The sequence below is a fragment of the Thiothrix sp. genome, assembly GCF_028714775.1.
Classification (GTDB): Bacteria; Pseudomonadota; Gammaproteobacteria; order Thiotrichales; family Thiotrichaceae; genus Thiothrix.
In genome coordinates, this window is sequence record NZ_JAQTLS010000002.1 from 65,851 (window position 1) to 87,107 (window position 21,257).

Sequence of the window (21,257 nt, forward strand, 5' to 3'; positions counted from 1 at the left end):
TCCATACCATGAAATTATTCCCTTTTGCCGCTGTGTGTGGCACTACTTTTATTTGCCTGTCTGTTTCCCCGCTGGTGTTGGCAGAAGACGCCGATTCTCTCGATGCCATCGTCGTCACCGCTGACCGTAAAGCACGGACGGTCGACGAAACCCTGACCCCCGTCACGATTATTACCCGCAAGGATATTGAGAAGTATCAAGCTACCGAACTGGTGGACGTGCTGCGGCGTGTGCCGAGTGTGAATGCGATTAACTCTGGTGGCGTTGGGCAACCCACTTCTGTCTATTTGCGTGGCACGAATGCCAGCCATGTGTTGGTGTTGATTGATGGCGTAAAGGTTGGGTCTGCTACTTTGGGGACAACAGCTTTTGAGCACCTGCCGCTGGATCAAATCGACCGTATCGAAGTGGTGCGCGGTTCACGTTCCAGCCTTTATGGTTCGGAAGCGATTGGTGGTGTGATTCAAATTTTTACGCGCAAAGGTGGGAAAGGTTTCCAACCAGAAATCACGGTGGGTGTTGGCAGTAACAACACCCGGAAAGCTAACGTGAACCTAGCGGGCGGCAACAACACGACTTGGTATAACCTCAACGCAGGTACAGAAAAAACAGATGGTATTGATGCCTGTAACAACTCCAATGCATGTTTCGCTTCCCCCTTGCAGCCAGATAACGATGGCTATCGCCGTGAATCTGCTTCCCTTCGTGCTGGTCATCGTCTTGCCGATGGCACTGAAATCGAAGTGACCGCCCTGCAATCGCAAGGTGATACGCAGTATGACGGCGGCTTTCAAAATCATACTGATTTTACTCAGCAGGCCTCGAGTGGGAGGTTTAAGCACAAGGTTGGGGAGAGGGTGGTTATCACTGCGCAAATTGGTCAAGCACAAGACAAAACAAATAATTTCAAAGATGGTGTATTTAAAAGCCGCTTTAACACCCAGCGAGCGACCAGTAATGTTCAGGCAGATATGCAGCTTGGGCAAGCTGGCGGGTTAACTATCGGTATTGACCAACAAAACGATAAGATTGATACAAGCACACGCTATGACCGTACTTCACGCAAAAATACGGGTATGTTTGCCAGTTACCAGCATGATCTTGGTAAAACTCAAATGGAATTCTCTGCTCGCCAAGATGATAACGAGCAATTTGGTAGGCAAAATACGGGGGGCGTCGCTGTAGGGCATGACCTGCCTAACAATCTGCGTTTAAAAGCCAGTTATAACACGGCCTTTAAAGCCCCGACCATGAATGACCTCTATTATCCTGATGATGGCACTGGTGTTGGCAACCCCAAGCTTGCACCGGAAACAAGCCATAATACAGAGCTTGGTTTGCAAGGTACTTTACCCAAGGGAAAATGGGAGATTAATGCTTTCCACAATCAAGTGGATAACTTAATCACATGGAAAGACATCGGTGGTTTCAAATCTTCGCCGTTCAATACCAATAAAGCGGATATTCAGGGTGTTGAGATAGTCGCAGCCACTCAGCTAGCCGCATGGAACATTGCTAGTAACCTGACCCTTCAACGCACGCAGGACAAATCCAGCAATCAGCCGCTGACGTACCGCCCCACTCAAATCCTTAATGTTGATGCAGACCGGGCGTTGGGACGGGTGAATATTGGGGCAACAGTTCATGCCGAGAGTAAGCGGGACTGGGACGATGCCAGTGCATGGCCTACGATAGTACGCAGGCAGCTTCCCGGCTATGCCACCCTTGACCTCCGTGCCGATTACAAGCTGTCGAAAGATTGGACAGTGGGGGCGAAAATCGGCAACGTGCTGGACAAGCAGTACGAAACCAATAAAGGGTATAATCAGGACGGAATCAACGGCCTCGTGACCCTCAAGTACGCGCCGAAATAGTTTTAAGGAGATATTTATGTTTACACTTTCAAATAAAAATCAGTGGCTTGTTGGCGGCATCTTGCTGCTGGTGATGCTTGCTACCCGCAGCCCGCTGGTTGACCACATCCAAGATGCGTCGTGGGCGGTGTTTTTCCTGCTGGGTTTTTATGTGCGCACTTACCTTGCGTTACCCGTGTTTTGGCTGGCGGCGTTTGCGGTGGATTACACCGTGACCCGTGATGGCACAGTTTCCAGCTATTGCTTTACGCCTGCGTATGGCTTCACCTTTCCGGCGTATGCCACATTGTGGGGTGCTGGGCGTTGGTTTGCGGGGAATTACCGCCAAGACTGGAGTGGCCTGTTCAAACTGGCAGGTGCGCTAATGGTCGGGACGTTGGCTTGTTTCCTCGTTGCCAATGTTGGTTTTTATGCCTTTGCGGACTATTTCGCCCAAATGAGTGCGATGGATTATGCAACAGCAGTAGCGAAATACCTGCCACCTTACCTGCAAACCACGCTGTTCTACGTGGGAATCGTGGCGCTGGTGCATGTTGCGGTCGTGCAAGCGAATGCCGGGAAGCGTGTTGCGGCGTAAATCAGGTTGCCCATGCGCCTGATCCTCGCCCCGATGGAAGGCGTGATGGATCACATCATGCGCGACCTGCTGACACGCATCGGTGGTTATGACCGCTGCGTGACTGAATTCGTGCGCGTTTCCCGCGAGAAATTGCCGCCGCGTGTGTTTTACCGTGCCTGCCCGGAACTGCGTCATGGCGGAAAAACCCCCGCCGGGACGCCAGTTTACGTGCAATTGCTCGGTGGCATCCCCGACTGCATGGCACGTAATGCGCAAGTGTTGGAAAACCTCAAGCCCCAGGGCATCGACCTGAATTTCGGTTGCCCCTCCAAAGTTGTCAACAACAGCGACGGCGGCTCGATCCTGCTGCGTGAGCCGCAACGGGTGCATGACATCGTGAAAGCGGTACGGACAGCGGTCAGCACGCACATCCCCGTGACTGCCAAAATCCGCCTCGGCTTCGACGACGGCAGCCTGTTTGAAGACATCGTGTTGGGCGTGGAAGCCGCAGGTGCAACGGAACTGTGCATCCATGCCCGCACCAAACAGCACGGTTACAAGCCACCCGCCTATTGGTCAGAAATCGGTAAGGTCAAACCCAAACTGCGCATTCCGGTGATTGCCAACGGTGAAATCTGGTCAGCGGAAAATGCCCTGCAAGCGCAAGCCGACAGCGGTTGCCAAGACCTGATGTTGGGGCGTAGCGCTTTGAGTTTTCCCGACCTTGCCCGCGTGATTAAAGCCCAGCACCACGGCGAAACTTACACGCCGATGACGTGGGATGAAATCCTGCCGATTGTGCTGGAATACGCGCACAGTTTTGAAGAACGCGCTCCAGTCCGCGCTTCCGGTTACATCAAACAGTGGTTCACCTATTTGTACCGCCAATATCCCGAAGCGGAAAGCACCTTCCAGCAGATAAAAAGCATGAAACTGCCCTCCGAGATCAGGGCGCATATCGGGAAAAATGCATGACGGATTCCGCCCAAAACCAACGCCATCAAGCCCGCATGGCGCGGAAAAAAGCCCTCATTGACGCCAGCATTGCCCGCGCTGACCAAAGCAAAGGTTTGCTGCTGGTGTTGACCGGCAATGGCAAAGGCAAATCCAGTTCCGCTTTCGGCATGGTGGCGCGTTCCTTGGGGCATGGCATGAAAGTCGGGGTCTGCCAATTCCTCAAAAGCCGTACCGATACCGGCGAAGAAGCGTTCTTTCGCCAACACGCAAATTGTGAATGGCACGTACTCGGCGATGGTTTTACCTGGGAAACCCAAAACCGCGAGCAGGATATTGCCACCTCACAACGTGGCTGGACAGTCGCACAACGGATGTTGGCGGATGACAGTTATGCGCTGGTGGTGTTGGATGAACTCACTTACCTGTTGAACTACGGTTATCTGGACGCTGATCAAGTATTGGATGCCATCGCTGCCCGCCCGCCGATGCAGCACGTGGTCGTCACGGGCAGGGCAGCCAGCGCAGCCTTGTGCGAATTGGCGGACACAGTAGCGGAAATTGCCGATGTGAAACACGCTTACCGCGCTGGCATCCAAGCGCAAAAAGGCATTGATCTGTAGGATAAGCGGTATATATCTAGCGACAAACGGCTATAATTAGCGCAATAGGAGACTAGTTATGGCAAACGATCAGAGCGCATTCACCCAATACGCGGGTTATGCCCGCAGCGTAGCAATTGCTCAAGCTAACGCCACCGCCTACCGGAAATACGTCGAAGGGCCCGACAGTTACCCGGCAAAAATACAGGCGATTGAAGCTTCCATTGCAGCGGAAAAAGCCAAACCCAAGCCGAACCCCGTGTTGCTGCAAAACCTGCAAGCCAATGCCGATAAGTTCAAAGCCGACTACGCCAAAGCGGGTTACGCACAGAAACTCGCCGATGCCATTGCCGCTGAAAGCAATGCCAAAGCGGAAATGCTCAAGCTGGAAAATGCCAACGAAGTGTTCCAATGCACCCCGATGATTGCCAAAGAGTCGCTGTACATCGTCGATACCGCAGGCTGTAATGCTTTTCGCACCTATAGCAAAAGCCCGCTTTACCCCTGCTATTACCAAGCTCCGCCTGCCAATAATGCCATGCAGCAAAAGGCGATCCAGCAGGTGCAACAGCCCGTGGTTCCGCAGTGTGTGTGTTTCCAGAATAAAACCATTACCTTGCCGCCCACGGCGGGTGGTGACGGTTTGCGGGTGTGGGAAAGCAATATCCGTATCAGCAAAGTGAACATCACCGACCAGCGTGTTTATGGCAATGACGTGGGGCATAAAGATGCGATCCAACTGATTCCGCCCGCCAAAACTGACCCAGTGAATAAAGCTGCCGACGGTTCGCCATGCCGCATGGAAGAGCAAATGGCAGGGGCAATGCTGGAAAACATTTACATCGACAACTGCCAAATCACCGCTGAAAAAGCCGCGTTCCAAGGCATTTTCGCCAGCGATGGGCTGTTTCGGAATATCCGCATCCTCAATAACACCATCAAGACGCAGGCCGCGCATTTCATTACTTTGAATGGCTTGCTCAGCGGCGTCATGCGCGGTAACAAATTGGTCGCAGCGGGAACATCGCCCGCACGGGTGCAACTGTATTCGACCCGCATCGGTGGCAGTTTGGCGGAAGAAGGGCTGGTGTGGCTGTTGTCTTTCAGCGCTTCCACGGGTTTCCAATACGCGCCGCTGGATACTGATTTGGTGTTCAACAAGGGGAAACCGGAAGAAGGCTTATACCCGTTGGATTCGGGTGGCAATATTGACCACCGGGGTAAGATTTCACGCCATTACGCCGCCTTCAGTATTGGGCTGGAACAGTTCGATTACTACGGCTACTTGCGCGAATACAACAGCCTGACTTATGGGCAATACCGCAGCAAATACCCCGACGACCTCAAGCGCATGGAAGGTTGGCTGACTGCCCGTATCGCCGAATACAAAATCCTCGACCCAAAATCCGAATTGCGTTTGGTGGTGATGCCGCAATTGCAGGATGCATTGGCGAAACTGCACGACCCGAGCTTATTTGATGTGCGCGTCCCCGACTTAAAGCTGTTGCCAGTCAAGATTTTCAGCATGAAACGGCTAGCGATCCGTTTCGGCAAACTGGCGGTATTTGACCCCAACGCCTTAGCCACCAGCCCGGAAGCCTTGGCGCAACTTAAACTGCGGCGCAGCAAACTGGCGTTTTTGGTCTAAAGGCTTAATCCGGTTGGCAGAGGTCACGTGGGTAATCGGGGACGTAATGCTTAAGTTCCATCTCAACCCAACCGCCCGCCACCGGGTCTTTGACCATGATGCTGGGTTCTGCCATCCCGACGTGGCGGTATTGCTTGTCGGCGTAATCCCAAACGCTGCCGCAACGCAGTTGGTCGTGTTGCACCGGGATGCGGCTTGCCAACGCAGCGGGCACATCCTTTGTCCACTGGAACAGCACCGTCCCAAAACCTGCACCGCCGTTAGCGAAACCGGCAGGGGTAATGGTGATGAATTCCGCCCGGTCAGCGATGAGCACTTGCGCCGCGCCGTGGCTATCTTCGCGCAACAACCACGCGATTTGCAGGCGGGAAGGTGACGGTTTGCAGCGCTTATCCGGGGTAACAACCCATTCGTTGGTGGCGGGGTCGCCATCCATATCCACTTGTAATTGCAATAACTGGCATCCCGCCCATTCGGGAGCATAAGCCAACACCGCGTCACGCAAGGCGGGCGAGGCTTTTTCATGTATGTCTGCCAACACCAGCCCGGTCGCTAACGGTGCGGAAATGGTTTGTTGGGCAAAGCCGCTGTTAGCACCCAACAGCAAACTGGTGGCACACAAAGCGGGCAACAACGTGGCGCGGAAGGCAAAGCTCATGGTTTTCATCCTTAAATAACGGCGAACTTTCCCAAGTATAGGCGAGATTAGCCGACCGACAGCGCCACCCCGACCAACCACAGCATTTCGCCGATTTCCACGCTTGCCCCTGCGGTATCGCCGGTACACCCCTGAATGCGTTGCACCATCATGCGCCGCAACAACCAAAAGCCAAGCACGGCGGTGAACAAACCTTGCAGGGAAAACAACATCGCCACCGCGAAGGTGATCACTGTTACCCACAGGGCAGGTTCTCGCGGCAAATGTTCCGTCACGGCACTTGCCAAACCCCCCGCCCGCACATACGGCGTGGTCAGGAACAACAGCAAAATCAAGGCGCGTCCCACTGCCGGGGCCAGCAAGACTGCCCACCAATGCCCGTTTTCCAAAATCACCGCCAGTGCCGCGAATTTCAGCAGCAACACGCCGATCAGCGCAACCACCCCTGCCGCACCCACCAATGGGTCTTTGAGGATGCGGTGGGTTTTTTCCACATCGCCAAAACCACCCAGCCATGCATCCGCACTGTCCGCCAGCCCATCAAGGTGTAGTCCGCCCGTGAGCATTGCCCACAACACCACCAGCATTGCCGCCAGCAACAACGCTTGCGCATGGGGAAACAGCAGCAGCGGTAAGCACAACAACACGCCGATCAGCAAACCGACCAGCGGGTAAAACAGCGCGGCGCGGGCGAAATCGGGCGCTTCCAGCTTGCCCAAGTCAGGTACGGGAATGCGGGTGAGGAAGGAGAGGGCGAGGAGGAAGTGGCGGGGCATCATTGTGTAATCCCGGTTTGGCGCGATGCCAACCATCCGGCACGTTTCTGCACGATGGCAGCAATCGCGTTCAGTAATGCGCTATTTTCTAGCCCTAATGCCAGCATGACGGGCTGAATGCCTGCCAGTACCCGTTTACTGAGTGCAATACTGCGTTTTTGCAGCAGAATGGGGTTAATGCCGACTTCATTAGCAAAACGTTGCCAGTGGCGGTGTTGCACCCATTCGGGACGGTATTCGCCGCCGATAGGCATTGCCATACGGGTATCTAGTGCTGGGTAAACGCTGGTACACAATAGGTCATACAACGGCGCAAGGTATAGACGATTGCTAGCCGTTATTATCATCGCCAGATTTTTCGCATGGGCATCGGCATTGCCAATCAGGTAATTGAAAATCACCCAATCTAGCACTTTCAAACGCTCGCGCCCCGGCACGGCAGCGTATTGGTCGATCAGGCGGAAAATATCTGCGAAATCCGCCCCACCATCCTTGGTGTATTTCTGGTCTGGCAATGCCCCTGCCAGTTGGCAAAAATCCAGTTGGTGCAAACGCTGCCATTGCCCATCACGCTCCACGCGGTCGTAGCGTTCCACCAGCAAGACGGGTTCGGGCAAGCGCACGATGTCAGCATTGACCGCATCCAACCCGCAATACCGAGCCAGCCGCAGGCAAAAGGCTTCATTGAATACCGCCTCTGGAAACTGCTTTTCCGGCTGGATCGCAGGTTTGAGGATATGGCTGGAAGCCGCCCCACCTATCGGCAACCAAAACGCGCCGTCGGTATAACGCACAGGAATTTTATCTTGCGCTCCTGCCAACGACAGGCGTAATTCCCCGTGTTGGAACAAGAGTGGCAAATGATCTGCCAAGCGCACTAAATCAGCACGAATCTGCTCCGTGGGGTAAGGCTGGTACGCGGCTTGGCGGGATTGGGTTGCGCCTTCCGGCACGAGTGCGAATGCACCAGCGGCATCTTCCCCAAAGGCGGCGAGTTGTGCGTAGACATCGCCACGTGGGAGGCGTTTAAGTTTCAGGATGGTATTTAACACTGCGCCTTCCGGCAGCAGGTTGCTAAAGAAAAACAGGACGTTATCGCCCCGCCATTGTTGCAGACCCAACGGCAGATGCGGTGTCAGGGGAAATGCAGTGCGGGATTGCACCCAGCTTGCGGCGTATTGGAAGCATAAAACGCGCGATTCACTCCACAACTGCCCGACAATTTCGTTGCCATACAACACTTGTAACATGGTCAGCGCCCCTGTGCGGTCAGTTGCAGCCCTAACGCGGCTAACACTTGGCAAGCCTTGCCCAGCGTTACGCCTGCTTTGCCGTTTTCAAGCTGGATGACGAGTTCGCGCCCTACACCGGAAACGAGTGCAAGTTCTTCTTGGGTCATGGCGTTGGCAAGGCGGGTGGTGCGTATTTGTTCGCCCAAAGTTAGCAGCATGGGATTATTGCCCGTAGTGGCGTGACGGCGGCGTTTGCTGGTGATGTCGCTGATGTCCGACATTACTACCTCCCAAGATGGTAAAAGCGAGAAAGTCTGTTATTGGCTACTTTTGGCTAAACGGGTGGGGAAGTCAAGGGAAAGTCGGGTTTCGGCGACATATCTATTTGTCTGAATTCCAGTTCAGATACATTCAAAGTCAGGGTTTGAAATTACTTGGTGAGCGCACCACTCATTACCAGCAATATTCGCATAATGATCATTACTTCCGTGGTTTCGGCAACTTTTCGATAGCCTGTTCAAAGTCGCGGTCAATCGGTTGCGGCTCTGATAGCAAGGCTTGGCGGTACTTTGCGTACTCCTGTTCGGCCTTTTGCAATGCTTGTTGGTGGGAAATTGTTCCGGCGTTGTCCAGCAGTTCGCGTCCGGTCATGCGCAGAAAATCATCCAGCCGCGTTGCCCAATCTTGCATGTACATGGGGGTGCGGTTGAGTGCCTGCAATTCGGCGAGTTCCAGATAGGCGGTGACGATGCGGTTGAGGACGTTGAGTTCGTCCGGGGTCAGGTAGTTTTTGGCAATGGTGATTTCGGCTTTGCCGGGTTTTGTGCCGATCCAGTGGGTCATGCCCATGTTGGGCTGGTTGGCGTCGGCGCGGGTGTGGATGATTTCGGCGGCGGTGTGTCCGTGCGCTGCCCAGTGCATCTTGTTTTGTACGCTGGCGAAAAACTGTTGGGAAACCTCGGTTTTCGGGTCGTAATCAATGCTGGTGGCGTAAATGTCCAGCACCTTGCGCCAGAACACGCGCTCGGCGGAACGGATGTCGCGGATGCGGGCAAGCAATTCGTCGAAATAGTTGCCACCGCCGCCGCGTTTGAGGCGTTCGTCGTCCAGTGTGAAACCCTTGACCAGATATTCGCGCAGGCGTTGGGTTGCCCAGATGCGGAACTGGGTTCCCCGGTGGGATTTTACCCGATAGCCGACGGAAATGATCACGTCTAGGTTGAAGTGTTCCACCTGATAAGTTTTGCCGTCGGCGGCAGTTGTTGCAAAATTTGCAATAACTGAATCCCGCACCAGTTCGCCTTCTGCAAAAATGTTGCGGATGTGGCGGGAAATCACCGACTTGTCGCGCTGGAACAGGTCGCTCATGTCGGTGAGGGAAAGCCACACGGTTTCGTCTTGCAGGCGGACTTCGAGGCGGGTTTGTCCGTCGGGGGTTTGGTAGAGGAGGAACGATGTATTTTGTTCGTCTGTAATATTCACTAATGTATCCTCAGTATTCAAAGTATCGTCATCAGTTCTTTTCTGCGGCTTTAAAAAAGTCCTCGATACCGTACAAATCTAACTGTAGTAATCTGTCTTGCAAGTTAATAACACGAGTAATTAATATTTTATCATCTGTCTCATCGGCTTCTCGCAAAAGTGTATTTAGAGCTTGAATTAATGATTTTCCGTCATAAAGCCGTCTGGCAGATTCGGTGGACAGTCTGTCCGCTAATTTTTCCATCAACTCTAATGTTGCTAAAGGGTCACGGTTTGATAAATCAGCAATCCAATCCAGTAGATGTTTGATGCTCCACCGATCTTCGTTGAAACTGGCTTTCTCGATATATAATCGGGCAAAATCGAGTCCTAAACAGCTACCATGCTCTTTAGGATCGAAAGCATCCTCAATTTCACCAATAACTTTTGGTAGACCTAATTCAAGTTCCAGAATACGAGTCAGTCCACTGATACACAGCCCATCTCGAATGTGTTTATCTAAGTTGGCTGCAAATACTTGGGTTGCAGCTATCCACACTTCTTCTTTGTTTACATTGGCTAGTTTTTCAAAAAGTTGATCCTGACTAATATGTCTAGATAGATGACTCATAGTCGATAAGAGTCCCCAGCCCTGCAATGCTTCGGGGTCACCTGATCGTAACATACGTTCCAGATAAGGCTGTACATACTCAAAATTACTATGATACTGATAATATAAATGTTGTTGTGCTACTCCCCAAAGATATGGTGGCGAGTTACCATCATAGATGTCACTAAATAATTGAAACCCCCATTCTGGATTTTTGTATGTTATATAGGGGATTTGATCAATAATTGTTATGGCTGCTTGTTCCGAAGCTTTGACTAAATGTCGTAATAATGGAAATAGCAATTCTGGAATATTTTGCTCTTCCTCTAATAAGCGACTGCAAAGTTTTGCAACACCACTTCCAATATGTCCCCAGTCACTGTTGATGGCACGAAACCGTACATCACGTTCAGATTTTTCAGTCAACGGTTCTTCAAAATTCTTTCTGATCTTCTGATGTCGCAAATCAAAAAGAAACTGAAATAAAATAAATACAAGTTTTTCTGTTTGTTCCTGTTGACGCAATACTTCACAGCAGGCTTCAGGAATCATAAAAAGATTAAATTGATTTGTATCCGTCCATAGCCAATTCTTTTCCATTAGAAGTAGTAATTTTTCTGCCAATGGCTCTCCATTTACTTCCGGCTGAACTCTTTTGAACTCACCACCAGCAGGGGTAAGATTCCCATATCTATACCGTAGATGATCAGCAACTCCATGAACAATATTTTGTGCATAACCTGCATCTAGTTCGCTCGAAAAAAATATGGGTATTAATTTTAAATATCGAGGAGGGTCATAGGCGGCAGCTTCGCTAAGCCTGCGTTGTACCATTCCTTGGTCGCCACGCAGATGGTCTCCAGGGTGATGTCCAAATCCATCGTCATAACCTTCATAATGCTTACAGTAAGAGATCAAGGCAATATCAGTGAAACTTAACATTTGCTCCAAGGTCAACGGATAACTAACAGTACCTCCTCTGCTTCTAATATCGGGTTCCGGCAAAAACCGACCAAAGCTATTCTCGAATTGGTTAATGAAACTTTGGCTTTCCTCAGTGCGATATATAACAGGTATCCACAACAAGTAGTTATACCTTTTTCTGTATACCCATTGAGGTGGTTCATTATTTTCTTGGTATCCAACCCAATCATCGCCATTATATAAGCCTAGAATAATGCGCTGATTTTCGAGTTGAGCTATCTCCGGCAAGAGGAAGTAACTGGTCTGCATCAATTGCCCGATTTCATAATCTAAACGACCATAGCGGAAAAATTCTGCATTAGTTAATAGTGCGCTTATTCCATCAGCATGGCTTTCAGGTGAATCAGAATAAGGTTTGATCAGGAAATACAGAAAAATCAGTAGGCTTGAATCTCTCAGTCTTGATTTATTTGTTTTCCACCATGCTGTGTTCTCACTTGCATGAGTATGAATCGCATTTTCTAATGCTTGTAGTAGAACAGCCAAATCATCTGAGTGATACAAATCTTGGCGGCTATGTCTCCGATCATAAGATGGGCAACTATCAATAAATGCTGAGTTTAACTCTCGATTTCTTGGTTCTTCACTGTATGCCCATAATTCTAAGCTAGAGAGTACCAGATCAAGAAAATGGCTAGACTTTTCTAAGTGTTTTTCCAAGAAATTTTTGTCTCGAAATTTGCAATCCAATTGTCTGCCAAGTTCAAAGTGAGAAATGCCTCTATTAGTTACCTTTCTAGTCATGAAGCGCCATAACAAGGTATTACCTTCGTTCATTGAGGTAGCATAGCGACCTAAAACATCTAGGAAAAACCCATATTCGCGGATGGTCTTTTTAGAAATCGACTCAAGTAAGGTATTTATCCCTTCTGTATGCCACTCGGTAAAGTTATTTATCTGCCAGATAATTACGTCATGCGCGTTGCTTGCATTCCAATCTTCATTAATAGCCCGTAACCATAGTCCAACGACTTCAGCAGGAAAGTTATTTGCCCATAGCTCTAGTCGTCGTAAAAAGTTATCCCTCCAATGCTGATCAGTATTTCTCAATAACGGCAACCAATAATCTAACAGTAATCTAAACCAACCATTTCCTGTGGTTTTCCAGAACATCCGCTCGAATAGAATAGGGTGTTGTTGAAAGATGCGCCGAATCAAAGGCCAGTCTTCATTCGGGCTAACATTCAGAGTTGCAATAGTCTCAACAATGAGTCGTTTAAGGTGGTAAGCAACTTTGTCATGATCGAGTGCTTTTGTAATCTGACGTGAAAATAGTTCTGGGCTGTATATTCGTAGATGAAATACAAAAGTTTGAACTGATGCTCTCAAAAAAGGGAATGGCGGGTATTCTAGGATAAATGACAGAAAATCCTTGTCATTGGCAAGAGCATGTTGGACAACCAAGGTATCAAAAAGTGTCTGATGACTGAAAGCAATCTTGCCGGAATCTTCGAACAACACATTTTGGCTAATCAGATTTCGACGTATAGATTCATCTCCGGGAAATTGGGTGATCGAGAGTTGATGTAATCTTGAACTAAGTAACAGGTGTGCGAGTTTTTGCAGGCTTTGCAGCCCTGTTGTACCTAAATCAGGATGCTTTCTTACACACTCATCCAGAAACACTGCCTGTAATTCATAGGGGTTGCGGATTTCTAGCCCTCTGTCCAAGCTAGCAATGGATTCAAATAGACGTAAATTCTGAGGTAAACAGAGCAATTGCTTTAGTTCGGTGTTTAAAGCCTCTGCCTTAACGCCCCACCCCGAAAGTAAAGGAGCTACAACACCATCAAAATCAAAATCCGCCAGCTCGACTTTTTTAGCCCATGTCCGGTCTCGGAGTTTTGCATCGTATTGTAAATCAAAGGTTCGGCAGGCTGCAATCAATGTTATATTTGATATGCCTTGCAACCGATCAATCAAGCTTAAAAAGTAATTAAGACTACCCGAATCCCTGTTTAAAGATAAAACATCCAGAGAGTCAATAATGACGACAAGTGGTTTTGATTCCACAAGGCGAGCACACATTTCTACTAAGTCATTTGGCAGATCGCATCTTGTTTCTTTAGTAATAAAACGATCACCCTTCAGGAATAGTGACGCTGTGTTTTCATCGCGTTCCAATTGTTCAATAATATCTAAGAGTAAACATGTTTTTCCGCTTCCTGGACGGTCAACAATGAGAATTGTCTCTTTTTGTTCCCTAATGCTATGGAGAACTTCTCCAAGTTCTGGTCGGGCAATTTGTCTGCCACCAACAGACCGATTCCAATCACGTCCAATGCGTGAAATATCGGCGAATTTATCCAGTATTTCCTGAGTCACATAGGTTGGTGCTGAAATTACTCCATGCTTACGTAATTCAGTGAAAACTTGTTCGCTACGAATTTCAAAACTTGTGCCTACTTGTTTTGATTGATGAGCATTTACAAAACTTTCAAGAATAGCAAGGGTCGTATCCGGCTTTGTAACTAGCCTTTCTAATTCTTGTAGATTTTGTCTTTTCCATTCCTCAAAATTAAGGTGAGAACCAAATTCTATTCGTTGAGCTAACTTAAAACTATTTTCTGCCGACTCTTGCCATCGTTCTGCTAAGTTAACTAAGGAGTCATTCTGCCTGTTTCCTGCTTCACGCTGAAATGCTGGGAAATCGGGATACTCACGGCAAGCGTCTGCTAATGATTTGAATTCCCCGAATGGTGTGGACGAATAGAAATATACCAAAGCAGTGCTGTCAGCACAGAGTTGCTCTTTGCTTTTTACAAGTTCATCACCTAAATCGGCGAATGACCAAGCGCGATTTTGTGACTGATTTTTCTTGGCCTGTATATAATGTCGATGATTATTCTTATAGACAATCACAATATCATCGACGGTCACTCTTTCTGAAAATTCACGAATCCCATTCGACTCAGCTTGAATGTAATCAATGTTGTCATCGGATAGCAGACGAATTACCCAGTGGATAGCCACTGCTATTTGATAGTCATCGCCCTGACCGGATTTTGTACCTTGCCTGCTCAAAATATCCTCGACAAACTAAGTTTTTGAATACCCCAATGCCAGCATCGCATTTTTTACCCCATACAACGCTAACACATCCCGCAGCCACAACCGACACCCTTGCTCTTTAACACTATGATCCGCCGAGCAATCCACCTGCCATTGCCGCAGCACATACCCCGCCATCGCCGCCCGCAGTTTCAAATGCAGCACGCCATCGACCATGCCGTAGTCGCGTTCGGTGATTTCGGGACGCTCACGGTCAGGGTGCGGCACGATGTCGAGTTCGACAATGCGGTTCCATTGGATGTCTTGCGCGGGGAGTTCGTGTTTGGCGGGGTTGCTATCCAGCAGTTCGGTGGATTCCATGCGCGTAAACACAAAGTCGCGGAATTCCCCGGATTTGCGGTCAAAAGCGCGGACGTGCCAGCGCAGCCCGTCATTTGCCAGCGCGAACGGCACAATCTCCCGCTCCGACACCCCGCTGGAATGCGAGAAATAACGCATCCTCACCGCTTTACGCTGATAAATTGCCCGCGTCACAGGCGCAAGGATTTCCACCGAAGGGCGGATCAACATCGGCGGCAATTCGCACGGCAACAACGCATCCTGCATCTGGCTGACCCCATCGCCAAACCCTTGCGACAGCATCATCAACACCCGCTCGACATTGTGCGCAAACGCAGGCCGAAAGCCACCGCCCAGCACATACGCCTTGCTGCTGCCATCCAGACTGAGGTTGTCGGGGCAAAGCTCGCGGTATTGCGCAAAATCGCGGGTCGCGGCAGCGGGAGCAATGCCAAAGCGATCCATCAAATCCTGACGGCGCACATCCCCCAGAAAGAACAGACGGAACTCAAGGAAGGCCAAGCGTTCGCGCTGCGGCAGGCTCAGGGATGCCAAGGTATCGGCGGTGGTTTCAAACATATCGGGCTGTTTCATGGATTAGATTATGATCTTCCTTATTCTAAAATTCAATAAACTAGACTACTATAGATCATCAATATGATGATAGTTTAAACGCTAGCGATTATGCGGAGACAAGCAATGAAAAAGGAATTGGTTCACACTTTTGCCTCACAGCCACGTTGCTTCGAGGCAGGCGATACCGCCCTGTTCGGCAAACCAACGCAATCCATGAAAGCCCAGTGGAATGTGCCTGACAATCGCCCGCTGGCTGATTTCGCCCCGACCATCATCCTCAAAGCCAAAGATTTCGCCACGGAAATCACCATCTTCAACGCCCGTGAACACAAAATGAAGACGGAAGCCGCCATTTCCAACGAACACATCACCAATAATGCTGCGGTGCGCCGGACATTGTTGGAACGTGGCATTCGCCCAGAAAACTTGCAGCCTGCGGAAGATGTGAAGAAAGTGGAACGCCGTTTGGCTTCAGAGGAAAAGAAAGCGTTGCAGAAACCGGATGTATTAGATGAATAACGACCGCTACCGTTAGGCGGATGAGCGGCGGGCGGGAACCCAAACGGCGGCGCATGGACTAAACTTATAGTGAACCCATTCTAACAATTAATTCATCACAATGAGGGAAGTGCATCATGAATAAGCTATTGAAATACAGCCTTATTGCCAGCCCATTCTTGCTGTCGCTGGCGCAACCTGTGTTGGCGGATGTCAATATTAACTGTCCGTTGAGTGATGCCCGCCGCACCATTACTGACCCACTGCCTGCGGGTTGGTGGACAACCCCAATCGTTAACCATTTGACCGAAACCAAGGTGCAGCCGATTGCTGGCAGACCCGCGCTGATGTGCATTTACGGTTCGTCCGGCTCCGTGCAGCGCAATGCCCCGGATAACAACACCTGTACCGCTGTTGCGGGTGGCTTCCGCTGCGTGACCAATGTGCCTGCGCCAGTCACGTTCTCGACGGGCAGTTTGGATGTGCCGCAAACTTACACCTTTGACCTCGACACGGGGCGTGTCCAACCGGCTGGGGCTGATTTGTGGTTCCAAGCGGAAACAGCCGATTTGCTTTACCTCGTCCCGCGCAATGGCGCATTGATGGCGGTCGGCAACCGCTCAAACCGGGGTTTCGCGGGTTGTTCCGCTGCCCGTTTCACGCCTGACCGTGCTTCCTTGTTGGATGTGCCCGTCGGTTCGTATGTCTGCGTCAAGACTAACGAAGGGCGGATTAGCCAATTCAGGATGAATGCGATTTCGGCAGGTTCCCCCAAACGGCTTTCTATCGGTTACACCACTTGGCGGTAAAACGGTAGGAGGGTTGCCGCGAGTGCTTCAAGCCTGCGGCAGCCCATGCCCGACAATGGAGCTTGCCCCGTCCGGGTAAGTGCGCACACGGGTGATCTGCGCGTAGCCGACTTCAAAGCGCAAACTTTTCTGGTACAGGATGTCGAGCACCTGTGCCAGCACCACGCGGATGACCCCCGCATGGGTCAGCACCAACACATGCTGCCCGGCGTAACGGGCTTGCAAGTCATTCCACGCTTCATGGATGCGGTCGATGAAACTTTCCATCGCTTCGCCGCCGGGGGCAATGAAACGCCGTGGCTGATACCACAATTGCTGCATCAACTCGGCATCTTGCGCCCAGATTTCGTCTTGGGTTTTGCCAATCCACAGGCCGAAATCCATTTCCCCGAAACGCGCATCCACCTCAAACGGGCAATTCAAACGCTGGGCAAGCAAACGGGCAAAATCGTGGCAACGGCGGCTGGGTGAGGCAATCACCGCATCCCAGCGCCCGGTTTGGGTGGCAAGCGTCAGTTGTTTCCAGCCGGAAATGCCCAGCGGTTCATGGCGCGGGGCGCAAAACAGGTTGGGGGTTGCCACTTGCCCGTGGCGCAACAAATCCACCGTGGTCGGCGTAGTCGGTACGGTGGGCGGCAGTTCTGGCGCAACTTCCGGGGCGCTGGCGTTATCCATGCGGCGTTACAGCTTCCCGGTAACAGATGCTTCGGCAAACGTTGCCATGCGGTTGTGCAATGCACAGGCCATGCGTAATAGCGGAACAGCGACGGCTGCACCACTGCCTTCCCCCAAACGCATCCCCAATTCCAACAGCGGGCGTTGTTTCAGTTCCGCGACGGCGAACACATGCCCCGGTTCGCCCGAGGTGTGCGAGAGGAACAGCCAATCACTGACGGCAGGTTGCAGCGCGGTAGCAATCAGTGCCGCTGCGGTGCTGATGAAACCATCCACCAACACCGGGATGCCCCATTGGGCAGCGCGGACGTAAGCGCCCGTGAGCGCGGCAATTTCAAACCCACCCATGCGGCGCAAGGCTTCCAGCGGTTTGTGGCAGTAATGGCGGTGCAGGTTGAGGATGCGTTGCACGACTTTGACCTTGTGTAACATGCCTGCCTGATCCAAGCCTGTGCCGGGGCCAACCACTTCCAGCGGGGGTAAGTCCAAAAGGGCGCAATACAAAGCGGTGGCAGCGGTGGTGTTGCCAATGCCCATTTCCCCGCCGATGAACAGTTCTGCACCGTTGGCGTGGGCGCGTTCCACGGCGTCAAACCCTGCTTGCAAGGCCAAACCCAGTTGCCATTCGGTCATCGCCGCTTGTTGGGTGCTATTGTCTGCACCATCGGCGACACGTTGGCTAATCAGTCCGAGGTGGGAAACTGGGTTTTTGAGACCGACATCAATCACTTCCAGCGTCGCGCCCAGCTCCTTTGCCAGTACGCTGATGGCAGCGCCGCCATTGAGGAAGTTGTGTACCATCTGCGTGGTTACGGCTTGCGGGAAAGCGGATACCCCTTCCTCGGCAACCCCGTGGTCAGCGGCGAATACGCTGATGTGTACCTTGTCGACTGCCGGGTGTCCGCGCTGTTGCATACCCGCGAGGCGGATCGCGATGTCTTCCAAATCACCCAGCGCCCCGGCGGGTTTGGTCAATTGCGCTTGCCGTTCGCGGGCTTCCGCTGCGGCTGCATTGTCCAAAACTCGACAGGGTTCGTTTAACCATTCCATGCTATTTCCTTTTAGATGCTGCTATCCGTTAACCTCACACCCGTTCCACCCAAGCCGCAATAGCCACTCGGATTTTTGGCGAGATATTGCTGATGATAGTCCTCTGCGTAGTAAAAGGTGGGCGCTTCTACGATTTCGGTGGTAATTGCGCCATAGCCAACATCTTCCAGTGCTGACTGGTAAGCATCCAGACTGGCTTCGGCTTCCAGCCTTTGTGCGGAGGAAGTGGGGTAAATGCCGGAGCGGTATTGCGTGCCCCTGTCATTGCCTTGGCGCATCCCTTGCGTGGGGTTGTGCGCTTCCCAGAAAACTTTCAGTAAGGTGGCGAAAGTGATCTGTGCCGGGTCGAGCACCACCAGTACCACTTCGTTATGCCCGGTCATGCCCGAACAGACTTCGTGGTAGGTTGGGTTAGGCGTATAGCCACCCGCATAGCCCACGGCAGTGGAATAAACCCCCGGCAGTTGCCAAAATAGTTTCTCCGCACCCCAAAAACAGCCCAGCCCAAAGGCCACCTGTTCCAGACCTGCTGGAAATGGCGCTTGGATCGGGTTGCCGTTGACGAAATGGCGGTTGCTGACCGGGATAGCTTCAGGGCGTCCCGGCAAAGCCTGATCTGGGGTTGGCAAGGTGGCGGGTTTGGTGTATCCAAACATAGTTGCCTCCTTGTTTACGTGCTTTTTTTGCCCGCGCCGGTGAAGAAATCCATCCACGGTTTGAAGGCTTCAGAGCCACCTACCACGCCAGTTTTAAAGAAACTGAGAGGATCGTAACCTTCTACGCCTTCCTGCATTTTTTTCAGCATTTGTGCCATGACTTCACGGTTAAATTCTTGTACATCCGGTAAGCCCATCAGGCGGCGCATGTCTTCCGGGGTCATGTCTACGTCGATTTTGATATTCATACGGGTACTCCCTTGTCCTGTATATCGGCATTTTGACACAGATTAGCGCAGGCAGGGGGAAACGATGCCATCATTTCATGACGCCTTACCTATACTCAAAGGCAAACTTGCGACAAAGAGTTAACGAAAATGACCACCGATACTCCAGTTACACCAGCCGACGCCCCTTCACTAGCGCAACTGTCACGCTTGAAACGCTGGGGCGGCTACCTGCGGAATGCCATCATCCTTTCAACAGATACCATGAAAGTGCTGACCGACCGGCTGATGGGGGCATTGCGGCTGTTTGCTGCCGTAGGTTTGGCTTTGATTGCCGGGTTGGTGGTTTACCAAGCGATCAGCAGCGCCAAATCGGTGCTGGTTAAACCCTTCACCGTTGCCAAAAGTATCGTTGACCTTAACCCTGACAGCGGGCGGGTCATTGCCAGCCAACTCAGCCGGGAATTGCAGGAGGCTGAAACCGCCATCGACAATACCCTGAAAGGCCAAGGCACGCGGCAGGCGGGGCAAAACATGGATGATCGCGGTGAGCCAGTGCAAATCATCAGCACCTCAGCCAGTACGCAGTTGGGTAGTAACATCAAGCTGCCAGAAACGGGCATTGCCATCAGCGATGTGGTTGATTTCATTTCCAGCATCTTCGGGCGGCGCAATATCGTCGGCTCGGTCTACCAAGATCAGGGCAAGCTGTTTATGCAGGTCGAGTTGGGCGAAAATGTTTTCACTTATTCCCGTGATTTGGGGAGCCGTCCGCCCAATGCACTGAATTTCGACCTGATCAAGGAAATGTTGAATGAAAGCCGCATCGACTTGCTCAGTGCCGCCGCGCCCAAACACAACCTGTATTATTACTGCGCAGGTAAAACCAATTTTGTCGGTGCAGGGGCGCAAGAGGGTGCGTTAGGGCAATGGTTTGGGTATTGCGCCAACCTCCGCAGCAGCCAGTTGACCCCGGAAAGTCTGGGCGAGTTACTGAAAACCCTGCAACAAGAAGAGCACAAGCAAGCCGTCGATGGCGATGATATGTTGAAGCATGTGCTCGACAATACGCTCGCCAATGCGGTGGAAAAGACCAAGCTGCTGTGCCCAGATTACGAGCAAACGAAAGTGTGTGTCGCCGCTGTTGCTGCTAGCGCCGCGCCAGTTGTTGCGCCAGTCCTGCCGTCGCCGCCACTTGCCCCGATTGCGGCTCACCCTCGGCTTCCTGATGCATACGACTTCCAGCCGGAAACATCAGTGGCTGCATTGGTTACTGGTGGTGGCGTCCCTATCCCGGAGCAGCCTGAAGACGTGCAGAAATACTTGCAGCAAGTGTTGCAAGCTTCGCCGCCGCTGGCTGATTTGGCGACCTTGCAAGCGCTATGGGATAAATGCCAAGCACCTGATACCCCGCCCGCTGCTTCGCTGGATATGCTGGCTTCCAACCAGACCGAAAGTGACGCCACGCTGCTATTCAACAACAAGCTTTATCCTCAAGCGGTGGCGAAATACATCGAAGCCTTGCAAAAGAACTGCAAGAACGCTTTTGCGTGGGCGAATATGGGGGTTTTACTTACCCAGCAAAAGAATGCGGATACCGCCGTTTTGGCGTTGGAAGCGGCAACCAGCGTCAATAACCGCATCGACTGGATACAAAACAGCCTGTGTATTGCCCGCGCTTACCGCGACCCAATGGCGCTGATGGAAAAGCGTTTGGAAGACAAAGCCTGCGCGGATGCCCGCATGATCAACCCCGCCAACCGGGTGGTGCTGGACAAGCAGTTTTACTTATCCATTGCTGACCGCTATTTCGATGAAGGCGGCTACCCGCAAGCTTCCAGCGCTTACCAAACGGCTTTGAGCATCGACCGCAAACTGGACTGCAATACCAATAAGGCGGTCAAGCAACTTTACTTACTGGAAACCCAATACCAAGTCCAAGGCGCATGGAAAGCCGCGTGTGAGATTAAGAATGCTGCAATACCGTTGCCGGACAATCGGCACAGCGCCTGTGAAGAGGAGCTGAGCAAGTTCCCTTGCCCAACCGCCAATTGAGG

General features: G+C 51.6%; 19 protein-coding genes. 8 read left to right on the forward strand and 11 right to left on the reverse strand.

Features of this window, described 5'->3' with window-relative positions:
- Window positions 1-8: 8 nt before the first annotated feature.
- From PHE17_RS01875 to PHE17_RS01895, 5 genes are read left to right on the forward strand one after another with little or no spacing between them, the layout of a single operon-like run.
- A complete protein-coding gene (locus PHE17_RS01875; protein ID WP_301014112.1) occupies window positions 9-1,874 on the forward strand; it encodes a TonB-dependent receptor in 1,866 nt (621 codons plus the stop codon).
- Between the two features lie 16 nt (window positions 1,875-1,890).
- A complete protein-coding gene (locus tag PHE17_RS01880) occupies window positions 1,891-2,451 on the forward strand; it encodes a hypothetical protein (protein ID WP_301014113.1) in 561 nt (186 codons plus the stop codon).
- 12 nt (window positions 2,452-2,463) lie between these two features.
- The gene (locus PHE17_RS01885; RefSeq protein WP_301014114.1) at window positions 2,464-3,408 is read left to right on the forward strand and encodes a tRNA-dihydrouridine synthase; all 945 of its coding nucleotides are present in this window, start codon (window positions 2,464-2,466) and stop codon (window positions 3,406-3,408) included.
- Window positions 3,405-4,010: a cob(I)yrinic acid a,c-diamide adenosyltransferase gene (gene cobO / locus PHE17_RS01890; protein WP_301014115.1), complete on the forward strand. Its 606-nt coding sequence runs from the start codon at window positions 3,405-3,407 to the stop codon at window positions 4,008-4,010. The genes PHE17_RS01885 and cobO overlap by 4 nt, the downstream gene beginning before the upstream one ends.
- Window positions 4,011-4,068: 58 nt before the next feature.
- Window positions 4,069-5,637, forward strand: a complete 1,569-nt coding sequence (locus PHE17_RS01895; protein WP_301014116.1) for a hypothetical protein — start codon at window positions 4,069-4,071, stop codon at window positions 5,635-5,637.
- A gap of 4 nt (window positions 5,638-5,641) precedes the next feature.
- Here PHE17_RS01895 and PHE17_RS01900 read toward each other — a convergent pair whose 3' ends face one another.
- The 7 genes from PHE17_RS01900 to PHE17_RS01930 all read right to left on the reverse strand — a co-directional run bounded on the left by PHE17_RS01900 (window position 5,642) and on the right by PHE17_RS01930 (window position 15,303).
- A complete protein-coding gene (locus PHE17_RS01900) occupies window positions 5,642-6,295 on the reverse strand; it encodes a hypothetical protein (protein ID WP_301014117.1) in 654 nt (217 codons plus the stop codon).
- A 47-nt stretch (window positions 6,296-6,342) separates the two neighbouring features.
- Window positions 6,343-7,074 carry an adenosylcobinamide-GDP ribazoletransferase gene (locus PHE17_RS01905; RefSeq protein ID WP_301014118.1) on the reverse strand — a complete coding sequence of 244 codons (732 nt, stop codon included), beginning with the start codon at window positions 7,072-7,074 and terminating at the stop codon, window positions 6,343-6,345.
- Window positions 7,071-8,321 (reverse strand): type II toxin-antitoxin system HipA family toxin, encoded by a 1,251-nt coding sequence (locus PHE17_RS01910; RefSeq protein WP_301014119.1) that lies wholly within the window; start codon window positions 8,319-8,321, stop codon window positions 7,071-7,073. The genes PHE17_RS01905 and PHE17_RS01910 overlap by 4 nt, the downstream gene beginning before the upstream one ends.
- Before the next feature lie 2 nt (window positions 8,322-8,323).
- Window positions 8,324-8,584, reverse strand: a complete 261-nt coding sequence (locus tag PHE17_RS01915; RefSeq protein WP_301014120.1) for a helix-turn-helix domain-containing protein — start codon at window positions 8,582-8,584, stop codon at window positions 8,324-8,326.
- Between the two features lie 199 nt (window positions 8,585-8,783).
- A complete protein-coding gene (locus PHE17_RS01920) occupies window positions 8,784-9,785 on the reverse strand; it encodes a virulence RhuM family protein (RefSeq protein ID WP_301014121.1) in 1,002 nt (333 codons plus the stop codon).
- Between the two features lie 31 nt (window positions 9,786-9,816).
- Window positions 9,817-14,382 carry an ATP-binding protein gene (locus tag PHE17_RS01925; RefSeq protein ID WP_301014122.1) on the reverse strand — a complete coding sequence of 1,522 codons (4,566 nt, stop codon included), beginning with the start codon at window positions 14,380-14,382 and terminating at the stop codon, window positions 9,817-9,819.
- Window positions 14,383-14,397: 15 nt separating this feature from the next.
- Entirely contained in the window at window positions 14,398-15,303 is a 906-nt protein-coding gene (locus tag PHE17_RS01930; protein ID WP_301014123.1) for a WYL domain-containing protein, read from the reverse strand.
- A gap of 105 nt (window positions 15,304-15,408) precedes the next feature.
- Here PHE17_RS01930 and PHE17_RS01935 point away from each other — a divergent pair, with 105 nt between their 5' ends.
- Together PHE17_RS01935 and PHE17_RS01940 are read left to right on the forward strand one after the other, a co-directional pair.
- Window positions 15,409-15,804: a hypothetical protein gene (locus PHE17_RS01935; protein ID WP_301014124.1), complete on the forward strand. Its 396-nt coding sequence runs from the start codon at window positions 15,409-15,411 to the stop codon at window positions 15,802-15,804.
- Between the two features lie 116 nt (window positions 15,805-15,920).
- The gene (locus PHE17_RS01940) at window positions 15,921-16,592 is read left to right on the forward strand and encodes a hypothetical protein (protein ID WP_301014125.1); all 672 of its coding nucleotides are present in this window, start codon (window positions 15,921-15,923) and stop codon (window positions 16,590-16,592) included.
- A 27-nt stretch (window positions 16,593-16,619) separates the two neighbouring features.
- Here the strand turns inward: PHE17_RS01940 and PHE17_RS01945 are convergent, their stop codons facing one another.
- The 4 genes from PHE17_RS01945 to PHE17_RS01960 are packed head-to-tail and all read right to left on the reverse strand — an operon-like array spanning window position 16,620 to window position 19,221.
- On the reverse strand, window positions 16,620-17,267 hold the full coding sequence (locus PHE17_RS01945) for a histidine phosphatase family protein (RefSeq protein WP_301014126.1): 648 nt from the start codon (window positions 17,265-17,267) through the stop codon (window positions 16,620-16,622).
- A gap of 6 nt (window positions 17,268-17,273) precedes the next feature.
- Window positions 17,274-18,317: a nicotinate-nucleotide--dimethylbenzimidazole phosphoribosyltransferase gene (gene cobT / locus PHE17_RS01950; RefSeq protein ID WP_301014127.1), complete on the reverse strand. Its 1,044-nt coding sequence runs from the start codon at window positions 18,315-18,317 to the stop codon at window positions 17,274-17,276.
- 11 nt (window positions 18,318-18,328) lie between these two features.
- On the reverse strand, window positions 18,329-18,973 hold the full coding sequence (gene msrA, locus PHE17_RS01955) for a peptide-methionine (S)-S-oxide reductase MsrA (protein ID WP_301014128.1): 645 nt from the start codon (window positions 18,971-18,973) through the stop codon (window positions 18,329-18,331).
- A 14-nt stretch (window positions 18,974-18,987) separates the two neighbouring features.
- Window positions 18,988-19,221 (reverse strand): DUF6489 family protein, encoded by a 234-nt coding sequence (locus tag PHE17_RS01960; protein WP_301014129.1) that lies wholly within the window; start codon window positions 19,219-19,221, stop codon window positions 18,988-18,990.
- 129 nt (window positions 19,222-19,350) lie between these two features.
- Here PHE17_RS01960 and PHE17_RS01965 point away from each other — a divergent pair, with 129 nt between their 5' ends.
- Window positions 19,351-21,255 carry a hypothetical protein gene (locus PHE17_RS01965; RefSeq protein WP_301014130.1) on the forward strand — a complete coding sequence of 635 codons (1,905 nt, stop codon included), beginning with the start codon at window positions 19,351-19,353 and terminating at the stop codon, window positions 21,253-21,255.
- Window positions 21,256-21,257 lie beyond the last annotated feature (2 nt).

What these genes read in the sequence shown, in the direction of transcription:
- msrA (WP_301014128.1), bottom strand. Translation starts at nt 18,973, where the DNA reads ATGTTTGGATACACCAAACCCGCCACCTTGCCAACCCCAGATCAGGCT.
- PHE17_RS01935 (WP_301014124.1), top strand. Translation starts at nt 15,409, where the DNA reads ATGAAAAAGGAATTGGTTCACACTTTTGCCTCACAGCCACGTTGCTTC.
- PHE17_RS01910 (WP_301014119.1), bottom strand. Translation starts at nt 8,321, where the DNA reads ATGTTACAAGTGTTGTATGGCAACGAAATTGTCGGGCAGTTGTGGAGT.
- PHE17_RS01965 (WP_301014130.1), top strand. Translation starts at nt 19,351, where the DNA reads ATGACCACCGATACTCCAGTTACACCAGCCGACGCCCCTTCACTAGCG.
- cobO (WP_301014115.1), top strand. Translation starts at nt 3,405, where the DNA reads ATGACGGATTCCGCCCAAAACCAACGCCATCAAGCCCGCATGGCGCGG.
- PHE17_RS01915 (WP_301014120.1), bottom strand. Translation starts at nt 8,584, where the DNA reads ATGTCGGACATCAGCGACATCACCAGCAAACGCCGCCGTCACGCCACT.
- PHE17_RS01885 (WP_301014114.1), top strand. Translation starts at nt 2,464, where the DNA reads ATGCGCCTGATCCTCGCCCCGATGGAAGGCGTGATGGATCACATCATG.
- PHE17_RS01940 (WP_301014125.1), top strand. Translation starts at nt 15,921, where the DNA reads ATGAATAAGCTATTGAAATACAGCCTTATTGCCAGCCCATTCTTGCTG.
- PHE17_RS01905 (WP_301014118.1), bottom strand. Translation starts at nt 7,074, where the DNA reads ATGATGCCCCGCCACTTCCTCCTCGCCCTCTCCTTCCTCACCCGCATT.
- cobT (WP_301014127.1), bottom strand. Translation starts at nt 18,317, where the DNA reads ATGGAATGGTTAAACGAACCCTGTCGAGTTTTGGACAATGCAGCCGCA.
- PHE17_RS01960 (WP_301014129.1), bottom strand. Translation starts at nt 19,221, where the DNA reads ATGAATATCAAAATCGACGTAGACATGACCCCGGAAGACATGCGCCGC.
- PHE17_RS01880 (WP_301014113.1), top strand. Translation starts at nt 1,891, where the DNA reads ATGTTTACACTTTCAAATAAAAATCAGTGGCTTGTTGGCGGCATCTTG.
- PHE17_RS01875 (WP_301014112.1), top strand. Translation starts at nt 9, where the DNA reads ATGAAATTATTCCCTTTTGCCGCTGTGTGTGGCACTACTTTTATTTGC.
- PHE17_RS01900 (WP_301014117.1), bottom strand. Translation starts at nt 6,295, where the DNA reads ATGAGCTTTGCCTTCCGCGCCACGTTGTTGCCCGCTTTGTGTGCCACC.
- PHE17_RS01945 (WP_301014126.1), bottom strand. Translation starts at nt 17,267, where the DNA reads ATGGATAACGCCAGCGCCCCGGAAGTTGCGCCAGAACTGCCGCCCACC.
- PHE17_RS01895 (WP_301014116.1), top strand. Translation starts at nt 4,069, where the DNA reads ATGGCAAACGATCAGAGCGCATTCACCCAATACGCGGGTTATGCCCGC.
- PHE17_RS01930 (WP_301014123.1), bottom strand. Translation starts at nt 15,303, where the DNA reads ATGAAACAGCCCGATATGTTTGAAACCACCGCCGATACCTTGGCATCC.